This is a genomic window from Longispora urticae, assembly GCF_053902585.1.
In genome coordinates this window covers 32,854-50,652 of record NZ_JAQZSH010000029.1, presented here as the reverse complement: position 1 = coordinate 50,652, position 17,799 = coordinate 32,854, and the positions used below count along the sequence as shown (strand labels likewise).

General features: G+C 67.9%; 15 protein-coding genes. 8 read left to right on the top strand and 7 right to left on the bottom strand.

The genetic code is table 11. From position 1 onward, the window contains the following. Window positions 1–35 precede the first annotated feature (35 nt). The 3 genes from PT931_RS19490 to PT931_RS19480 all read right to left on the bottom strand — a co-directional run bounded on the left by PT931_RS19490 (window position 36) and on the right by PT931_RS19480 (window position 2,263). Complete coding sequence (locus PT931_RS19490) at window positions 36–482, bottom strand: immunity 22 family protein (protein WP_456247161.1); 447 nt, start codon at window positions 480–482, stop codon at window positions 36–38. A gap of 10 nt (window positions 483–492) precedes the next feature. Continuing rightward, window positions 493–1,449, bottom strand: a complete 957-nt coding sequence (locus PT931_RS19485; protein WP_456247160.1) for an inositol-3-phosphate synthase — start codon at window positions 1,447–1,449, stop codon at window positions 493–495. A gap of 328 nt (window positions 1,450–1,777) precedes the next feature. Further along, window positions 1,778–2,263 (bottom strand): NUDIX domain-containing protein, encoded by a 486-nt coding sequence (locus PT931_RS19480; protein ID WP_456247159.1) that lies wholly within the window; start codon window positions 2,261–2,263, stop codon window positions 1,778–1,780. A 347-nt stretch (window positions 2,264–2,610) separates the two neighbouring features. Between PT931_RS19480 and PT931_RS19475 the strand changes: the two genes are divergently transcribed. The 4 genes from PT931_RS19475 to PT931_RS19460 all read left to right on the top strand — a co-directional run bounded on the left by PT931_RS19475 (window position 2,611) and on the right by PT931_RS19460 (window position 6,795). Further along, on the top strand, window positions 2,611–3,078 hold the full coding sequence (locus tag PT931_RS19475) for a helix-turn-helix domain-containing protein (RefSeq protein WP_456247158.1): 468 nt from the start codon (window positions 2,611–2,613) through the stop codon (window positions 3,076–3,078). A gap of 10 nt (window positions 3,079–3,088) precedes the next feature. Further along, window positions 3,089–3,412, top strand: coding sequence for a hypothetical protein (locus PT931_RS19470; protein WP_456247157.1), 324 nt, complete (start codon window positions 3,089–3,091; stop codon window positions 3,410–3,412). Window positions 3,413–3,526: 114 nt separating this feature from the next. Further along, window positions 3,527–4,231 (top strand): ABC transporter ATP-binding protein, encoded by a 705-nt coding sequence (locus PT931_RS19465; RefSeq protein WP_456247156.1) that lies wholly within the window; start codon window positions 3,527–3,529, stop codon window positions 4,229–4,231. Continuing rightward, the gene (locus tag PT931_RS19460) at window positions 4,228–6,795 is read left to right on the top strand and encodes an FtsX-like permease family protein (RefSeq protein WP_456247155.1); all 2,568 of its coding nucleotides are present in this window, start codon (window positions 4,228–4,230) and stop codon (window positions 6,793–6,795) included. The genes PT931_RS19465 and PT931_RS19460 overlap by 4 nt, the downstream gene beginning before the upstream one ends. A 107-nt stretch (window positions 6,796–6,902) precedes the next feature. Here PT931_RS19460 and PT931_RS19455 read toward each other — a convergent pair whose 3' ends face one another. Next, window positions 6,903–8,054: an epoxide hydrolase family protein gene (locus PT931_RS19455; protein ID WP_456247154.1), complete on the bottom strand. Its 1,152-nt coding sequence runs from the start codon at window positions 8,052–8,054 to the stop codon at window positions 6,903–6,905. Between the two features lie 165 nt (window positions 8,055–8,219). Here PT931_RS19455 and PT931_RS19450 point away from each other — a divergent pair, with 165 nt between their 5' ends. The 3 genes from PT931_RS19450 (at window position 8,220) to PT931_RS19440 (ending at window position 13,595) form a co-directional block, all read left to right on the top strand. Continuing rightward, the gene (locus PT931_RS19450; RefSeq protein WP_456247153.1) at window positions 8,220–10,568 is read left to right on the top strand and encodes an ATP-binding protein; all 2,349 of its coding nucleotides are present in this window, start codon (window positions 8,220–8,222) and stop codon (window positions 10,566–10,568) included. Between the two features lie 519 nt (window positions 10,569–11,087). Next, window positions 11,088–12,623, top strand: coding sequence for an AlbA family DNA-binding domain-containing protein (locus tag PT931_RS19445; protein WP_456247152.1), 1,536 nt, complete (start codon window positions 11,088–11,090; stop codon window positions 12,621–12,623). A gap of 18 nt (window positions 12,624–12,641) precedes the next feature. After that, entirely contained in the window at window positions 12,642–13,595 is a 954-nt protein-coding gene (locus PT931_RS19440) for a restriction endonuclease (RefSeq protein WP_456247151.1), read from the top strand. A 43-nt stretch (window positions 13,596–13,638) separates the two neighbouring features. On the opposite strand, the gene PT931_RS19435 is transcribed toward PT931_RS19440, so the two are convergent. From PT931_RS19435 to PT931_RS19425, 3 genes are read right to left on the bottom strand one after another with little or no spacing between them, the layout of a single operon-like run. Beyond that, complete coding sequence (locus tag PT931_RS19435) at window positions 13,639–14,571, bottom strand: phosphotransferase (RefSeq protein ID WP_456247150.1); 933 nt, start codon at window positions 14,569–14,571, stop codon at window positions 13,639–13,641. Between the two features lie 53 nt (window positions 14,572–14,624). Then, the gene (locus PT931_RS19430) at window positions 14,625–14,879 is read right to left on the bottom strand and encodes a hypothetical protein (RefSeq protein WP_456247149.1); all 255 of its coding nucleotides are present in this window, start codon (window positions 14,877–14,879) and stop codon (window positions 14,625–14,627) included. 32 nt (window positions 14,880–14,911) lie between these two features. Then, window positions 14,912–16,288, bottom strand: coding sequence for a hypothetical protein (locus PT931_RS19425; RefSeq protein ID WP_456247148.1), 1,377 nt, complete (start codon window positions 16,286–16,288; stop codon window positions 14,912–14,914). A gap of 988 nt (window positions 16,289–17,276) precedes the next feature. On the opposite strand from PT931_RS19425, the gene PT931_RS19420 reads away from it, so the two are divergent. Next, window positions 17,277–17,795 carry a hypothetical protein gene (locus PT931_RS19420; protein WP_456247147.1) on the top strand — a complete coding sequence of 173 codons (519 nt, stop codon included), beginning with the start codon at window positions 17,277–17,279 and terminating at the stop codon, window positions 17,793–17,795. Window positions 17,796–17,799 lie beyond the last annotated feature (4 nt).

Sequence of the window (17,799 nt, the reverse complement as noted above, 5' to 3'; positions counted from 1 at the left end):
CGGGCCAGGCGCGTGCGGGGCCTGGCGCGCCGCGGTCAGGCCGAGAACTCGAACACGCCGACCAGCGTCAACTCGTCGTAGCGCCGGCCAACGTGCGTCGCGCCGTCGAAGTCGATCATCGTGAAGCACGCGTTGGCCTTGCGGATGCCGTGCTGCTCGCACGCGGCCCGGAGCGCGGCGTCGAACTGTTCCGAGTACGCGACCTCGTCCATGACCTGTGCCACGTCCACGATCTCGCCCGCGAAGTACGCAGAGAAGAAGTCGAAGTCGAACCACGGCACCCCGGCGTCCTGACAGAAGCCGCACGCGGCGCCGGAACCCTCCACGTCGAAGTAGCGGAACCAGTCGTCGTCCGTTCCTTCCCGGACGCCGATCCAGACGTGGATCGTCCTGACCTGCCGGCCTGTCTTCGCCGTCCTGTCCCTGTCCTTGTCGGCTGTCGTCGCGGTCTTCGGGGTTACGTCACCCCACCCGCACCGCACGTCGACCGTGCTAGCGGGCCGTTCCGGGTGGGGACTTGAGCAGGGTTCCCGCCTCCGTGGCATAACCGCCGCGCCCCGCTCGCAGGGCGCTGGCCGCCATCCGGACCAGATCGATCGTGACACCCGCACCACCGCTCGGGTCGTGGACCTTCAGCTTCAGATCGAGGCTGACCGAGGTCCCACCCCAGCCCCGCGCCTCGATATTGAGGTACGCCACCTTCTCCGACCCCAGTTGTGACAGGTAGCCGATCGGAGCCATCTGCACCTTGTCCGCAGTGGACTGATCGGTGTTCAGGGCGTTCACCTTGGACTGCTTCTTGCTGCCGCCGTTCTCGGCGAGGTTGCGGAAGTCCTCGGTGCCACCCAGATTGACCTGGTACGAACTGGCCAGGGTCAGTCCGCGCTCCTCCAGCAGGCCCAGCAGTGTGCGGTGCACGATCGAGGTGCCGAACTGGCTGGTCAGATCGTCACCGAGCAGCGGCAGGCCGGCCGCCTCGAACCGCTCGACCAGCTCCGGATCGCGGGCCACCACGTCGGAGGTGGTGTTGATGAACGCGGCCCCGGCGCGCAGGGCGGCCTCGGCGTAGGCCCGGGCCACCTCGGGCAGCCCGGACGGCGCCGAGTAGAGCACGACCTCGGCGCCGGCCAACGCCTGCGCGATCCGGTCGATCCCGGTCGCGTCGGTCAGGCCGCGCTGCACCAGTACCCCTGAAGGTGGTATTTCGGTTTCCAGGCGCGGGAAGTTGTTGGGGGCCGCGAAGATCGCTTCGGCCAGGTCCTTGCCGACCTTGCCGGTGGACAGGGCGAATGCCGCCACGAAGTCGATGTCGCCGACGCCGAGGCCGTCGATCTCTGGGCGGTGGATGCCGACCAGGCTGCCGGAGGCGCGGTAGAACGCGATCCCCTGCACCAGCGCTGACGTGTTGTTACCCACCCCGACAACGGCGACCCTGACTCTGTTGATCATGAAGGCGAGGTTACAGCCACCTCAGCCTCTGATGGCGTGCAGCCAGTCGCGGCCAGGCTCGGCGTGGAACCAGAGCCGATCGGCGTTCCGGCGCCACTTGGGGCGTGGACGCCCGCGCGAGCACCGCGTCCCGCGTACCCGTCAGTCATGCGGTAAGACCGGGCAGTCCCGCCTGTGCTCTCCAGGCGGTGGGATCGCTCGGCCCGAGAGTCCAGGTGACGATCTGTCGCGCGGCCCGCTCGAATGCCGCTGCCAGAGAATGCTCATCGTCCACCACCACGCTGAGTGGTCGACGTGCTCGACGCGGGCCTGGGCCGTGCTTGTGCCCTCATGCTGCGACGAACTCGCCGGTGCGGTCGTAGTGTTCCAGCAGCCGCAGCAACGCCGGCAGGCTGGTGGCGTGCGGGGTGGGTAGTTGGTCGGGGTGGAACCAGCCGGCGTCGGTGGTCTCGTCGGTCTGCGTCACCAGGTCCCCGGTCCACGCGGTGGCGAGGAAGACGGTGATGTGGGACTGGTAGGTGTGCCCCCACTGGTTGGTGACCGCGGAGTCGGCGCCGCTCAGGATCGCGATCGGGGCCAGTTCGGTCGGGGTCAGGCCGGTTTCCTCCCACTCGCGGACCGCGCACTGGCGCACCGAGTCGCCCAACTCCATCCCGCCGGCCGGCACCGCCCACAGGCCGTTGTCGCTGCGCCTGATCAGCAGGATGCGGCCCTCATCGTCACGCAGCAGGCAACGTGCACCAACGAAGATCAGCACCTCCTCGTCACCCGCGAGCGCGCGCAACCTGCCGTGGTATGACTCCGCCCAGCTCATGCACCCGAGCATAGCCACGGCCGGGCAGCGTCCGCGTCGGCCGCCGCGGCTCGCCGCTTCCAGGTGGTCACGGTGTGCGCGCGGGCCACAGGACGAGGGGATCTGGTTCCACGACCGCTGGCGCCTGGCGCGGATCGGGCGGGTCGGCGTGCCGCTGGTGCTGATGTTGCATCCGCGCGACCACTACGACATGGCCGACCCGCCGGATGAGCTGGCCGCCGGTACCCGGCCCGGGCGTAGAGGAGTGTCCATAGTGGTCAAGCGTCCGGACGGGGACGAGTCACGATTTCAGGCGCAAGTCGCTGGACCCCTCGCTGACGGGCGCTCCCGCCATCGATCGACGACATATGATGCCAATGGTCCATTGGGGATGGTCCTCGATCGGGCATCGCCATGGGGATGGCCCGAGTTCGGGGCCGGAGCGAGTCCGAGGTGGATCCAGTTCACGGGGAGGGTGCAAATTGGGGCGCTATGGGGAGGGGTTCGCGGGCAGGGGCGGTGCTTTCAATGTCGGCGACGCGATCGAACGGGTCCCGGGGCTGTCCGACCGGGAGCGCGAGGTCCTGGAGCTGCTCGGGTCGGGTCTGTCCAATCGCGAGATCGCCAACGCACTGACTGTGGGTGAGCGCACGGCCAGGGCGCATGTCGAGCGGGTGTTGTTGAAGTTGAGCGTGGCCAGCCGGTCGCAGGCGGGCATCGTGGGCTATGCCGTACGGCGTCAGAGGCAGAACGGCCATGGCGAAAGTGCCAATAGCGACCAAAGGTCCCCGCGGACGAGACTTGCTGGCACGGAGATCGACTCCCGAGGAAACTGAGGAGTGACTGATGACGAAGAAGAGATTCGCCACGGTGATGGTGGCGACGGCGGTCGGGGCGGCGAGCCTGCTGGGCGGCGTGTCTTCGGCGCAGGCGAGCGTCGCCGGCGTGAACGCCGACTACTACTGCTCGTCCGGTCCGTACACGACGGACAATGGCACCCGGGCCGCGGCGACGTGTCAGAGCTACGGTCGGCAGGTGAAGGTCAAGGCGGAGTGCGACTGGTCGCCGTGGAGCATCTCCTCCAACGCGTTCAACTCCAACCTGGAGTACCGCAAGACCAACGGTTCCTGCTCGAACGGCATCGAGTCCGCCTTCATCGCCTGGGTCTGACCTGATTGTGAAGAAAGCGTAATATGGGCGGGCGAGCACTTGGACTCTTCGGGTCCGGGGCTCGCCCCCTCCGATGTCCCACGCTCGTTGCTTCGACTCGATGAGGATTCCGCCATGACAGCCAGCAGGCCGGCCATCCTGGAGATGACCGCGATCGAGAAGTCCTATCACGCCGGCTCGCTGAGAGTGCCGGCCCTCGGCGGTGTCTCCCTGCGGGTGGGGCCGCGCGAGCTGGTCGCGGTGATGGGGCCGAGCGGCTGTGGGAAGTCCACCCTGCTGGCGATCGCCGGCGGCCTGCTCCGGCCGGGCGGTGGGGACGTGGCCGTCGCCGGATCCTCGCTGGGTCGGCTGAAGGGCGGGGCGCTGCACCGTCATCGCCGCAGGTACATCGGCTACGTCTTCCAGGACTACAACCTGATGCGGACCCTCACCGCCGCCGAGAACGTGGCGCTGCCCGACGAGCTGTCCGGCATGCGCCGCGCCGAAGCCCGGCGGCGGGCCCTCGTCGCGTTGGAGTCCGTGGGCATGGCCGGGCAGGCGACCCGGTTCCCGGACCAGCTGTCCGGCGGGCAGCAGCAACGGGTCGCCCTCGCGCGCGCGATCTCGGGGGACCGCCAACTGATCCTCGCCGACGAACCCACCGGCGCCCTGGACTCGAACACCGCCACGGGGGTACTGGAGCTGCTGCGGGGACTGGTCGACGCCGGCGCCGGCTGCGTGCTCGTGACCCACGACCCGGCCGTCGCGGCCCGCGCGGACCGGGTGATCCACATGCGTGACGGCCTGATCCGCGAGCGGCCGTCGGGTGCCGGCCAGTGAGCGCGCTGCGCCCCCTGGCGCTGGCCCTGCGCATCGCCCACCGTTCGCTCCGTCGTTCGCCGCGCCGCAGTCTGCTGCTCGCCGTCTTCGTCGCGGTCCCGCTGGCCGCCGCCACCTTCGTGAGCACCCTCTCCGCCACGGCCGTGCCCAGCCCGGAGGAGTACGCCAGCCGCGCGCTGGGCGCAGCGGACCTGCGGGCCGAACTGCCCGACCTCAACGCGAAGCCGCCAGCCGAGGCGCTGAGCGAGGGCACCGCGACGATCAGGGGTCTGGTCCCCGGTGCCGCTGACATCCAACCGGTGATCAGCCAGGACACCCGCCTGAGCAGGGGAGAGCGGGAGGTGGCCGGCACCGCGTTCGGCCTCGACGCCGCCAGCGCCGTGCACGCCGGACGGTTCACCGTCGAGCGCGGTGCGCTGCCCGGGGCGGCAGGGGAGACGGCCCTGTCGACCGCGGTGGCCCGCAGACTCTCCGCCCAGCCCGGGGACCGGGTCACCGTCGGCGGCACGGAGCTGACCGTGACCGGCCTGGTGGTGGACCGGGCCGACACCACCCGCACGTTCGCCCTCACCACCGTGTCGGCGGCGAGCGCCATCGCGACCCGGGCGGCCGGTGGTGCCCAGCCGTCCACCGTCGCCTACGCCTGGCATCTGACCGGCGTGGACCCGGAGGCCACCAGTCGCAGCCTCCAGGGTGCCGGCTGGCGCACGCTCGACAGGGACGACTTCGCCAGCAAGGGCGAGGAGCAGAGCGGTGAGCTGCCCGCACTGATCCTGGGCCTGACCCTGCTGATGCTGGCGCTGGCGACCCTGCTGGTGGGGGCCGGGTTCGCCGTCGCCGCCAGTTCCAGTCGCCGGGAGATCGGGCTGCTCGCGGTCTCCGGGGCCAGTCCGGCCCAGCGGCGGCTGGTGCTGACCTGCAACGGCCTCGTGCTCGGGGTGGTCGCCACCGTGATCGGCCTGGGGTGCGGGGTGGGGCTGGCGGCCGTGGGCTATCCGCGGGTCGGGGCCAGCCTCGACCAGGTGTGGACCGGGCTCCGGCTCGACGTGCCGATGATGCTGGTGTTCGGCCTCGTCGGCCTCGGCGGCCCGGTCCTCGCGGCCTGGCTGGCGGGCCGACACACCGCCACCATGGACCCCTGGCTCGCACTACACGAGCGGGCCTCGGTCACCGGACGGTCGGTCACCCGGCGGACGCACCGCTGGGTCGCGGTGGCGGCGGGCACGGCGGCGGCTGTGCTCGGACTGGCGACTCTCGGCGCCAGCCTGGCCCTGACCGCGCTGGGTGCGCTCCTGGCGGTGGTCGCGGTGGCAGGGGCGATCCGACTGGCGGTGCCCTGGCTGGCCCGCAGGGCGGAGTCAGCCCGCCCGGGGACCCGGGTGGCCCTGCGGTCGCACGCTGCCGCCCCCGGCCGTGGCGCGGCGTTGATCGCGGCGGTGGGCGCGGTGGTCACGGTCGCCGGCCTGGTGATGCTCGGGGTCGGCGGACTCACGGAGAAGTCGGCTGCCGCCTATCGGCCGAAGGCGCCGGCTGGCGCGACGATCGTGGACACCCATGACACGCTCCCGGCCAGCACGGTCTCCGACATGACGCGCCGTCTCAACGCGACCGGGACCGCCCGGATCAACCTCGCCATGCCGCCGGAAGCCAAGAGGCCGAACACCTATTTCGTCGTGGTCGACAACCCGGCAACCGACTGTTACGACCGTCCACGGGAGGACCCGCAGGTGTGTGCCCGGCGAGCAGGCTTCGCGGACACCACCTTCTGGCAGCTCGGCATCGTGGGCCCGGAGCAGATGGCCGTGATCCTCGGTCGACCCCTGACCGCTGACGAGGACACCGCGTACCGCGAGGGCAAGGTCATCGCCCTCACCGACCGGGTCGTCTCGAACGGCCTGGTCCGGACGTCGTACCGGGGCGTCGAAGGCACACCGGCCCGGCAGCTTCCTCCGCACCCGGCCATCGTCGCCGCCGGTGCCCGGGTCTACGGCGAGGTCCCCTTCGCCTACATCTCGCCCGAGGGCGCCCGTGCCGCCGGGTACCAGAACCACCCCCAGGTGCAGTACTTCATCCGGAGTGCGGGCACCCCTCCGGAGACGGGTGAGGACGCCGCCCGCGCCCTGCTCACCGCCGACAGCGGCGGCTACGGTCGGCTGTACGTGGAACGGGGCAACCCCGGGAGCCGGCAGCTGTGGACCATCCTGATGATCTGCGCCGGGGTGCTGCTGGCGCTCGCCGCCGTGGTCGCCGTGCTGGCGGTCGCGCTCGCGGCCGGAGAGCTGGCCCCGGAGTTCGCCACCCTCGCCTCGGTGGGCGCCACGGCGGGGTTCCGGAGGGGCCTGAGCGCGGCGTACTCCGCGGTCACCGCCACCCTCGGTGTCCTGCTGGGGCTGGTGGTGCTGGCCGCGGTCAGTCCCGCCCAGACCCGGGCGATGGCGGTGCCGTCGAGTGGTCTGGCGTGGCTGTTGCTGCTGGGGACGGGGGCGGCCGCGATCGTGGTCTCCGTGGCCGGGGGCTGGCTGACCAGTCCCCGGCCGTCGAGCCTCGTGCGGCGGGTGGACTGACCCCGGTCGGGGGCGGGTTCACCCTGGCCACGGACACCGCGCGTCCGGCGTCGGCGGGATTCGGAGGCGGGCCCCGCTCGGGGATTCACTCGGGTCGGGCCCGCCCGCTACCGCACGGTCCGGAAGAACGTCCGCACGTCCTCGGCCAGGAGGTCGGGCACCTCCATCGCGGCGAAGTGCCCGCCCCGGTCGTACTCCGCCCAGTGCGTGATCGTGTTCACCTGGTCGCCGTACTGCCGGATCGCGATGTCCTCGGCGAACACCGCCACCCCGGTGGGTACGCCGGACGGCGTGGGCCAGTTGTGGGAGTTGACGGACTCGTAGTAGAGGTTCGCGGCCGTGCCGGCGGAGCCGGTCAGCCAGTACAGCATGATGTTGGTGAGCATCCGGTCCCGGTCGACGGCGGTCTCGGGCAGCCCGTCGCCGAACGTCCACTCCTGGAACTTCTCCACGATCCAGGCCAGCAGCCCCACCGGCGAGTCGGTCAGGGCGTAGCTGATCGTCTGTGGCCGGGTGGCCTGGATCTGGAAGTACGCGTTGCCCGTGGACATGAACCCCTGCATCCGCTCGTAGCGGACCCGTTCGGCCTCGGTGAAGCCGGCCAGGGTCGCCTCGTCCACGCCACCGAACGGGATGAACCCGGCGCTGGCCGCGTTGACGTGCACGCCGACCACCCGCTCCGGGGCGACCCGGGCCAGGTCCGGGGCCACGAAGGCGCCGAAGTCGCCGCCCTGGGCGCCGTACCGGTCGTAGCCCAGCCGGGTCATCACCTCCGCGATGGCGCCGGCCATCCGCTGGCTGTCCCAGCCCGGCTCGGTCGGGGCGGAGGAGAAGCCGAATCCGGGCAGGCACGGGATGACCAGGTGGAACGCGTCGGCCGGGTCGCCGCCGTGGTTGCGCGGGTCGGTCAGGGGGCCGATCACGTCGAGGAACTCGATGATCGAGCCGGGCCAGCCGTGCGCGAGGACCAGGGGCAGCGCGTCGGGCTCCGGCGAGCGGACGTGCAGGAAGTGCAGGGTGACGCCGTCGACGTCCGTGGTGAACTGGGGGTAGCTGTTCAGCAGGGCCTCGTGTTCGCGCCAGTCGTAGCTGGTGCGCCAGTACTCGGCGAGTTCCCTCAGGTAGCTCGTCGGTGCGCCCTTGGTCCATTCCGCGCCGGGCAGCTGGGCCGGCCAGTGGGTGGCGGCCAGCCGTTCGCGCAGGTCGACCAGTTTGGCCTCGTCGATCGCGATCTTGAACGGGAAAATGTTGTCGCTCACGGGTACCCTCCGGCTGTTCGTGGATCTCTTCTGCCGTCAGCCTGGTTCCTGGCCGTTCGGCCCACAAGATCCGTCGGACTGTTCGGGTAGTTTCGGGACGACCCTGCCTCTGACCTGCGAGGTCACGCGGAACGTGGGATGACGGTGGGACAACCGGGGGGTTGGATGACACAGTCGGCGGTGGTCGCGCTCGCCGAGGAGTTGCGGCAGGCGCGGAGCCGGGCCGGGCTGACCCTCAAGCAGCTCGAACGGCACACCCACGCCAGCGACTCCTCCCTGGCCCGCTACCTGGCGGGCAAACTCCTGCCGCCCTGGCCGCTCGTGGAGACGCTGTGCCGGCTCAGCGACCGCGATCCGCTGGAGCTGCGTCCCCTGTGGGAGCGCGCCGACCAGGAGCGCCGCACCCGGCCGGCCGGCGCGACCGCGCTCAACCACCTGCCGGCGGCGGCCGCCGACTTCACCGGTCGGGCGGCCCTCGTCAAGGCCCTCACCGCAGGCAGGGCGGGCACGGTCGACGTCATCGACGGGATGGCCGGAATGGGCAAGACCACCCTCGCCGTGCACCTCGGGCACCGGCTGGCCGAGAAGTACCCGGATGGTCAGTTCTATGTTGACCTGCACGGTTTCACCCCCGGCCGGGCGTTGGTGGACCCGACCGGCGCCCTGGGCACGCTCCTGCGGCAGGCCGGCGTGCCCGACGCGGCGATCCCGGAGGACCCCACGATGGTCGCGGGCCTGTGGCGGGCCCGGCTCGCCGACCGGCGGGCCGTGGTCGTGCTCGACAACGCCGCCGACGAGGCCCAGGTCAGGCCCCTGCTGGTCGGCACGCCCAGCTGCCGCACGCTGATCACGAGCCGCCGCCGCCTGGCCGGCCTGGACGGGGTCCGCCCGGTGTCCCTGGAGCCACTGTCCGACGTGGAGGCGGTGGAACTGTTCGACCGGTCACTCGGCGCGGGCCGTGCCGCCGCCGAACCGGAGGCCACCGCCGAGGTGCTCCGGCTGTGCGGGCGGCTGCCGCTGGCGATCCGGCTCGCCGCCGCGCGGCTCCGGCACCGCACCACCTGGGACGTCGCCTACCTCGCGGACCTGCTGCGCGACGAGCACCTCGGGCTCGCGGTCCTCGATGTCGGAGACCGGAGCGTGGCCGGCGCGTTCGCGGTCTCCCAGCAGCGGCTGGCCACCGACCAGCGCCGGGTGTTCGGACTCCTCGGTCTGATCCCCGGCGACGACGTCGACGCCCACGCCGTGGCGGCCCTCGCGGACCTGCCCCTGCACCGGGCGGCCAGCGCGCTGGAGGACCTGACCGACGCGCACCTGGTCGAACAGCGCACCCGGGGCCGTTACCAGCTGCACGACCTGGTCCGGCAGCACACCCGGGCCGCCGCGGAGGCCAACCTGTCCCAGGCCGACCGCGACGGCGCGGTCCACCGCCTGCTCGACTACTACGCCGCCGCCACCACCGCCGCCGCGAACCGGCTCCCGAACCGCGACTGGCGCATGGCGTTCCCGGTCGACCGGCCCCCGGCGACCCTCCCCACCCTGAACTCCCCGCAGACGGCCCTGCGCTGGCTGGACACCGAACGCGCCAACCTCGTCGCCGCGATCACCACGGGCCCCGACCGGCACGCGTGCACCCTGGCCCAGGCCCTGGTGCCGTACTTCCGGGCCCGGGTCCAGCACCACCACGACATCGTGACGGTCACCCTGGCCGGCGAGGCCGCCGCCCGCCGGCTCGGCGACGCGTCCGCCCGCGCGACCCTGATGCGGCACCGGGCCGGCGGGCAGGTCAACACGTTCGCCACCGCCCACGCGGTCGCCCTGGCCCGGGAGGCGCTCGACCTGGTCCGCACCACCGACGACCGCCGCGCCGAGCTGTACATCCTGCACCTGATCGGCTACGCCATCGAGACGACCGAAGACTTCGAGGCCGCCCTCGTCCCGCTCCAGGAGGCCGTCGACCTGTACCGTGCCCTCGACTCCGCCGACAACGGCCCCATCCCGCTGGCCACCCTCAGCCGCGCCCTTCTCGGACTCGGCCGGCTCGACGAGGCCGACGCGGTCGCCGCCGAGGCCGTCACCCTCGCCGAGGCCGGTGACTACCCCTACGTCACGGCCGTCGCCCAGCTGACCTTCGGCCGGGTCGCACTCGCCAGGAAACAGCCCGCCGAGGCCCTCGGGCACTTCGAGGAGGCGTTCACCCGCGCCCGCGAACTCGACCACCAGCTCATCGAACTCAACGCCGTCTTCGGCCTGGCCGTCAGCCACCGGGGGCTCGGCGACCTGCCCACGTCCCTCGGCTACCACGACGCGACGGAGTCACTGGCGAAGGACCTCCGGATGGGTACGGCCATGGCCGCCATGATCCTGTCGCGCGCCGAGACGCTCCGGCACTTCGACCGCCGGGCCGAGGCGCGCGCCTGCTACGAGGAGGCGATCGTGCACTACGCGGCCGGCGACCGCCCGGACATCCTCACCTGGGTACGCGCCGAACTGGCGGCACTGGACGCCGAGTGACCCGTCAGCGAACGGTGCTCCATGTCCGCACCGTTCGGCGGCGCGGCGCAGGCTGGAGCGGGAGAGCGCCGGACGGATCGCTGTCCGGGAGGCGCGTCGTGACTCACCGCGAGCCGGCCCGGCGTCCGTTGCCGTGCCGGAGTTGCGCCACCGCGCGGTCCTGACCGAGCGGGAGGCGAAACATGCGAAACCCTCGATGGGTACGTTCCCCCGGTGCCGCGCGGCCCCGACCGCCCCGACAGGGTTGGGTGCGACGAAAGAAGCCCCTGACTGCCATACCGGCTGGTCAGAGGCTTCTGTGTACTGCCCGGAAATCTGTGGTGCGCCTGATCGGGGGTCTTTCGAGCCCAGACTGGGAGGCGTGGCGTCTACTTGACCGTTAGCATCTATATGCAGAGTTTAATATTTCTTGTACTTTTTGGGTAAAGAGGCACTATTTAATAGTTGCACGTGGGCTCCGCATTCTGATCAGCGTGTCGCCCGAGATGCTTCACGGTCCAGGCGTAGCGTGCTGAGCATGTGGAGTATCAATTTCTCTTGGTTGAAAATTGGAGCTGGAATGAGCCGCAAATGATTGTAGTGGAGCCAGTTCTGACAGCCGAAAAGCTCAATAGCTTGCTGAATGAGGCTCATGAGCAATCTGGCCTGGATTATAAGCGACAGCTCAATCTGGCCGAAACTCGCGACGTTGTGGAGTTGGCAAAAGACGCTGCGGCAATGATGTCTGAGGAGTTGGGTGGGTACATCGTTTTCGGGGCCGACGACGCAGGTAAGCCCGTCGCCGACCTCACTGACACTCTGGCAAAGCTATTTGATGAAGCAACGGTACGGCCAAAGCTTGCCAAATACATTGATGCACCGTTCGAAGTCCGTACCGCTCGGCATACAATTCAGGGCTGTAACCTCGTCCTATTGTACGTCGCCCCTCACCGCGACGGCTGGTGTGTCTTCAGGGCAATCGGAAACTATCTCGATGGCAAAGTCCAAAAGACGGTTTTTACGCCAGGGGACGTATTCGTCAGACATGGAACCTCTAGTGAGCGTTGGAATGCGACCGATCAGCAACGCCTCATTGGGCGAATTGTGGAACGTCGAAAAGAAGCCTGGAGAATGGAGCAGCGCAAAGAGTTTGCGAGCCTCCTCACTACTGGCATCGCGGCAGCAGAGTTGGAACGCGGGCCCGCATCCCTGATGAGTTGGCGGCTCGATGCGGAAGCGTTTGATCAGCTTGCTACGGAGCTTATGCGCCGCAACGATGCCATTCCGCTTCGGCAAATGCTTCTGCGTTCGATAGCTGACGTTCCGGGAGCACTTTCTTCGCCGGGTGATTTCGCAACGTTACTTGACCGCATTGCGAGCCTTGGCGCCCTCGCGTTGACATACGAACAGCACGAATGGTTCTCGCGAGCAGTGGAAGCGCTCGTGCAAGCTTACAGTCGCGTCGAAAATGTCTCTGGGTCTGAAGCCGCACGCGCGTGGATGATGACGATGACGCGAGCCTACGGGTTGGGTGGCCTTTCTGTGCGGCTCAAGAACTGGAAAGCCGTACGTCAGTTGGCGGTCCAACAAGCAGAAGGGCCCGAGTTCTCGTACTATCGGAGTTGGTCGCGTCACGCGATCACCATGGCATCGCGTGCTCAAATCATCAATGAAGGGCAGAATGGACTTATCGACGGAGCGCGCAACGTTGTGCGCGAAGTTGCAGCCCTTCGTATCGATGTGGATTCAGAGTCTGAGAAGGTGCTTGATAGCCTTTGTCAATTCGATGCCCTAGTGGCTCTTTCGGTTATCGATGAGGCCAGCAGAATTAGCTCATCGGATTTCTATACAAACTTTGCCCGATACTATGAGCACAGGACGCAACCCATCTTTTCTCGAATCATCCGTGACGAGGAAATGAGGGCAGCCATTTTCAGTGGAACCGACAAGCAATTGGCCGAAGCAATTTCCGCCGTCGACAAGCTCGCTACGAGCGAGGGCTTCCGCTATGGCTACGACGGGATCAATGACCAAGCGGTGAATGAGTTTATCGCCGCGAATCGAGCATCAAAATAGTTGCTGGAGGGAGGTCTCATGGCGCGCTGGCGAGAGTTTGAGCTACTAGCCGAGCGGATACTTGCAGAACTTCAGCCAGATGCGGCAGTGAAGTGGAACGATCTTATCGACGGACACATTACTGAGGCCAAGCGTCAGGTTGATGTTTCGATTCGATGGACGTCGGGCGACGATGAATATTTAACCATCGTGCAAGCAAAAGACCACGGCAGGCCTGCCGACATCAAAGTCGTAGACGAGTTCCTGTCTGTAATTAGGGACGTAAAGGCGAGCTCGGGTATCCTGATATGCCGATCGGGCTTTACTAAGGCGGCCCATACCTATGCCCGCAATAGCGGTGTCTCGTTGTTGAATCTGCATGACGCACAATCGATAAACTGGTCGTTGGAACTCACGATTCCCATCGTCTGGATCGAACTTACGCCGAGGGTGCGTGTCGAATGGTCCGCGTATTTTGAAGCTGGTGACAGTTTTCCTGACAAGGATCCACTCGGACCGCCGATGACGACGGACGGAGGGAAAACACGGATCAATCCGATGTCGACCTTTGAAAGATATTGGGGCGGCCCCGATGCCATCAGGACGCTTGGACAGATACATCACCTGCTATCCGACCAGCCGGTACAGGCGATCGTCCAAGACTCTAACGGGCAAGTTCAGCTACGACCCGTTCAGGCATTGACTATTGCCTACACCATTGACCGCAAAGTCTGGCTTGGCCAGTTCCGTCCTGCGGAATGTCGAGGCCTCGTCGATTATCTTGATGGGCAAGCGTTCACGGCTTCATACCTGCCGTTAGCCGAGATTCCAGCCCAGCGAAGCGACGAGTGGGAGGAAGTCGACGCCGTTGACCGCCTCGCAATCACCACGCGCGGAACCGTCGTGACGACGGCACAGATCAAGCTTGTGAGTGATGGAAAAGTGGAGCAGCTCGATATTCGCTACCTTGGGCCAAACCCAAACAGGGATTAGCAACGTTGCCACCTCCGGACGTTCGCTGGCCTGCAGGGCGTCACTACAACCCCCGCCAACTCCCGCCCGACCCGTTCTTCACGCCCGCAAGCCGCTCCCTCAACACCTCCCCAAACACCGGGCTGTCTCCTGCCCGCCTCAGCGGCCCCGTTATCTGCATAAGGTCGCGCATGAGCAGCAGCGTCTCGATCCCATCCCACCGCGCGAGGTCGTAGCCATACACCGTGGCGAAGGTGGCGGTCCACTCTGGGCCCTTGCCGTAGCGACGGGCGGCGTGCCACGTCGGCACCAGATCGACTTCGCGCGGCCCGATCGACACCCAGTCCCAGTCACCGAGCACAGCTGCATCTGGCCCGGCGGTGGTGTTCCACAAGAGGTTGCCCGCCCAGGCGTCGCCGTGGATCAGGCCGTGACCGAGTGGCGAATCGAGGGCCTGGACGCGAGCTTGGACGTCAATCACCAGGTCACGGAGCCAGGCCAGGTCGTCAGGCGCGAGGGCTTCCGCATGCTCCGGGGCGTCGAGCACTGCGGAGAGCGAGGTCAGCGGCTTCCAGTGCTCCAACAGCACAGGCGGCGGCTCGGCTTCGTGGAGATCCTTGAGGATGCGGGCAAGGTGAGCCGAGCTGAACTCCCGCCCATCCTCGGGCTGGGGGTAGTAGCTCCAGAAGCTGACGGTGGTCGTCTCGTCAACGGCTACCGCCTCGGCGTCAAGGCGCGGTGCCGTTGCGGCAACCCCTCCGTACTCCAACCAGTGAACAACGCCCTGGATGCAGCGGGTCCGGTCGAGGTCGCCGCCGTGGGTGATCCGGGCGACGGCGTCTTCCCCGGGAAGCAGGTAGACGGCGTTGCTGTAGTGGTGGATGAGCTTCGCGCCCGCGACCGACAGGCCGCGAGTTGCGCAGGCCGACTCCAGTGCGTGACGTAGCACCGGTGTCTCCGCTGCTTCCTTGACCGGGTTGTGCGGTGAGCTGGTCACTGGCCGAGGTTACCTCTGCCGTACACGATCTCGGCGCGTTCGAAGCCTCGGCGCTAGACCTGTAGCCAGCCGCCCACGGTCGCCAGGACGAGTCCGGCCACGATGATGCCCGCACCCCAGCCGATGCCGCTCCCCGCGATCATCTCGGCGATGAGCTGACGAAGTCGGGCGACATCTCCAAAACTGCTCTCGCCGGCGTGCTCCCCCTTGTTCCGGAAGGTCCACCAAGCTCTACCAAACAGCACGAGGGCGCCGACAAGCTCGACTGACTGGCCAATGGCCGAGATGACCTGACCGTATTGCTGCACTTTGCTAGCTTATGCGGGAGCGTTTGGCGCCCCTACGCTGCCGCCCCGATCAACGGCCGCAACTCGGCTTCGAGCTCCTGGACAGCTCCGAGGTGACCGAACGGCTGGAGCTGCCGCCGGGTGGCGTTGACCGCCTCAACTCCCCGCCTAGTCGTAAGCGCCTGGAGGAGAGGTGCCGTGCTCCGCAGTGCGGCGCACGCCTGGTCGACGTCGCTCTGGCTCGAACTACCGGCGGCAGTCAAGAACGATGAAGCGAGCGTCGCCGTCACCAGCACCTTGCGGCGATCCATGCCACCGCTCACATCGCTGGCAACGACGCCGGCGAACCGCTGCACGTCGGCGGTTCTGCCCAGGTCGGCCATCGCGTAGGTGAACTCGGCGTGCAACTGGATGTGGGTAAAGAACCGAATCCAGAGCGGCTCGTCGTCGAGGACGAGACCTTCCATAGCGGTCTCGGCCTGATTCATGGCTGCGGCGCAGCGCCGGGAGTCCCCGAGGCGGGCATGGGCCCGCGCCTCGATCGCCAAACAGCGCGCCGCAGATCCATGCGAACCGGCGTCGAGCGCTGCTCGGTGGCCAGCTCTGGCTAGCGAGACCGCCTCGAGTGCGTCCCCCAGGTAGTGGGCCTGCATGGCCATGTCGGTCAGGATGTGGGCACCGAGGGCGTGGTCACCACTGGCACGGGCGAGCCGCAGGGCCTGGATGTAGTAGCGCTGGCCGAGCCCCTGGTAGCCGGAGTCGAAAGCCATAAAGCCGCCGAGGTCGCATAGCCGGGCAGCGGCGCTGAGGAGCCGGCTACCGATCGCGTGGCTATAGCTGCCCTTGAGTAGCGGCTGCACGATCTCGTTGAAATAGTGGATGAGGGTGGCGCGGGCGTAGCCGCCGCCGAGTCGGTGATCGGCGGAGGAGAAGGCGTCGCACATCGAGGCCACAACTTCTACCTCTGGCGCTCCGACTCGCCGGTCGCCGTGGTGGGCCAGGTTCTCGTCGAACCAACCTAGGAGCCATTCGCGTGAAGGCGCCGCGAACGCGCTGGCGATCCACTCCGTGCCGAGCAGCGGCGAGTCGGGCTTGGCATCGACGGTCCACAAGTCCATCACCGTGCTGACGGCGGCCGTTGCGGTTGGTTCCCAGCGGAGGCCGAGGTCGAGCGGCACGTCTTCGGGAAGACCCAGGGCGTGGAGCGAGATGCCGCGGCCCAGTTGCTGGCTGAAGAGTTGGGTCAGAATCTGCGGGACCGGGTCGGTCGGCACCATGCCGCGCAGCCAGTTTGCCACCGAGGTCGGTGCATACGAGCGCGAGAATCCCGACGCCTGGCAGGCCGCGTTGACGCGCTTGGCAAGGCCGGCATTGCTCCACCCAGCGGCCGTCAACAACGATTCCAGAGATCGATTTGGTTGACGTTCCATGATCGACCCCCAACGGAATATGGCGGGACGAAACGGAGTGTATCAGGGGTCACACGGACGGAAACGCACCGTGATTCTGTGTGACCCCCGTGCGATCTGCCCTGGTCAGGCCCCATGGCCGGATGATCTCCGAGAGATCCGGGCACCGCGTTCCCGAACCTGCACAGCGGGCTCCTCTGCCCGGGTCTCCCAGATCTGGCACCGGGATGGGTGCTGGGCTCCGGACAGATGTCAGCGGCTCCTTCCCCGAGGCCGCCAGACCCGATGTCCGACCCCGCTCATCTCGGTGCCTTCCAACCCTGAGGAGCCGCCGTGGCGATGGGCGCACAAGAACAGGCCGAGTGGGAATCGTGGGTGCGGGCGAACATGACCACGGAGGACGTCACTAGTTACCACAGCCGACTGCGCGGAGATAGTGGCTGGTGCTTCGGCTGTGTGGAGATGTGGCTGCGCTACGTCAGGGCTCCCTGCGCGCACCGCCTGGCAGTAGAGCGAAGGCTGGAGAAGGAGAAGGGCGCTCAGATCGCCGCTCCGGCTCGTGGGGTGCGCTGTGGATAGCCGGGCTGCTGGTAACCGATCGGTTCCGCGGCCGACGCCCTGTCGGAGCTGCGATCACCGCACGATCCTGAGCGAGCGGGAAGCCAAGACGTTCGAGGACCGGATCGGGCAGGACTACGTGGCTATCCCGTTTGAGTGTCCGGTGGGCAACGGGTGGCATGTGCGGGGAGTGCGGGAGTGAAGCAGCCGTGACCATCTACCTCGGTACCGCCGCGCTTGACCAGCTCGACAAGGCGCAGGCGCTGATCGACGAGCACCTGACGACTTCACCTTCAGGCACGTGCACGACGTGCGGGCAGCTTGAACCGTGCGACCTACGTTCGGAGGCTATGGAGACGTTCGCGAGGATGCGCCAGCTCCCCAAGCGAACGCCCGGTCGCACGTTGAACAGGACGGCCCAGCCATCGCCCTTCGGGTGGTTGGGGGGTCGGTGAAGTTCAAGCGGCTACTGCTGTGGATCCACCCGGTTTGGTGTGTCAGTTGTCGACAGCCGTACGTGCACCCGCCTTTCGGTATGGAGGATATCCCCGGGCTGGGTGGCATACCGCGACCTGACGAGCACCAAAGGTTCGGCCTCGCCAGTCACTACGAGAAGAACCACCGGCAGGTATCCCGCTGGTTCCTGTTCGGCACCGCCGCTGACGGGCCGGTGTTCGTGGGGGAGCGCAACGGCACCGAACTGCCCACTGGAACCATCCTCCGAGCCTGGAGAAGAGCGCGTCGCGAGGTGTTCGTGGGAGAAGTGGCCGCCGGGCCGCTGGCGGCGGTGCCGTATGACCTGCGGCACGCCGCGATCTCGACATGGCTCAACGGCGGGGTTCCGCCGACTGATGCTGCCGAGTGGGCGGGCCAGTCGGTAGAGATCCTGTACCGGATCTGCGCCAAGTGCCTGGACGGAGGGATCGGGCTTCTGTGTCAGCGGGTCGACTCGGCACTCGGGTGGGCCTGAAAAA

Bases quoted from the DNA above. Each gene is read 5' to 3' on its own strand.
- PT931_RS19485 (WP_456247160.1), bottom strand. From the start codon at position 1,449: ATGATCAACAGAGTCAGGGTCGCCGTTGTCGGGGTGGGTAACAACACG.
- PT931_RS19480 (WP_456247159.1), bottom strand. From the start codon at position 2,263: ATGAGCTGGGCGGAGTCATACCACGGCAGGTTGCGCGCGCTCGCGGGT.
- PT931_RS19475 (WP_456247158.1), top strand. From the start codon at position 2,611: ATGATGCCAATGGTCCATTGGGGATGGTCCTCGATCGGGCATCGCCAT.
- PT931_RS19470 (WP_456247157.1), top strand. From the start codon at position 3,089: ATGACGAAGAAGAGATTCGCCACGGTGATGGTGGCGACGGCGGTCGGG.
- PT931_RS19465 (WP_456247156.1), top strand. From the start codon at position 3,527: ATGACAGCCAGCAGGCCGGCCATCCTGGAGATGACCGCGATCGAGAAG.
- PT931_RS19450 (WP_456247153.1), top strand. From the start codon at position 8,220: ATGACACAGTCGGCGGTGGTCGCGCTCGCCGAGGAGTTGCGGCAGGCG.
- PT931_RS19440 (WP_456247151.1), top strand. From the start codon at position 12,642: ATGGCGCGCTGGCGAGAGTTTGAGCTACTAGCCGAGCGGATACTTGCA.
- PT931_RS19425 (WP_456247148.1), bottom strand. From the start codon at position 16,288: ATGGAACGTCAACCAAATCGATCTCTGGAATCGTTGTTGACGGCCGCT.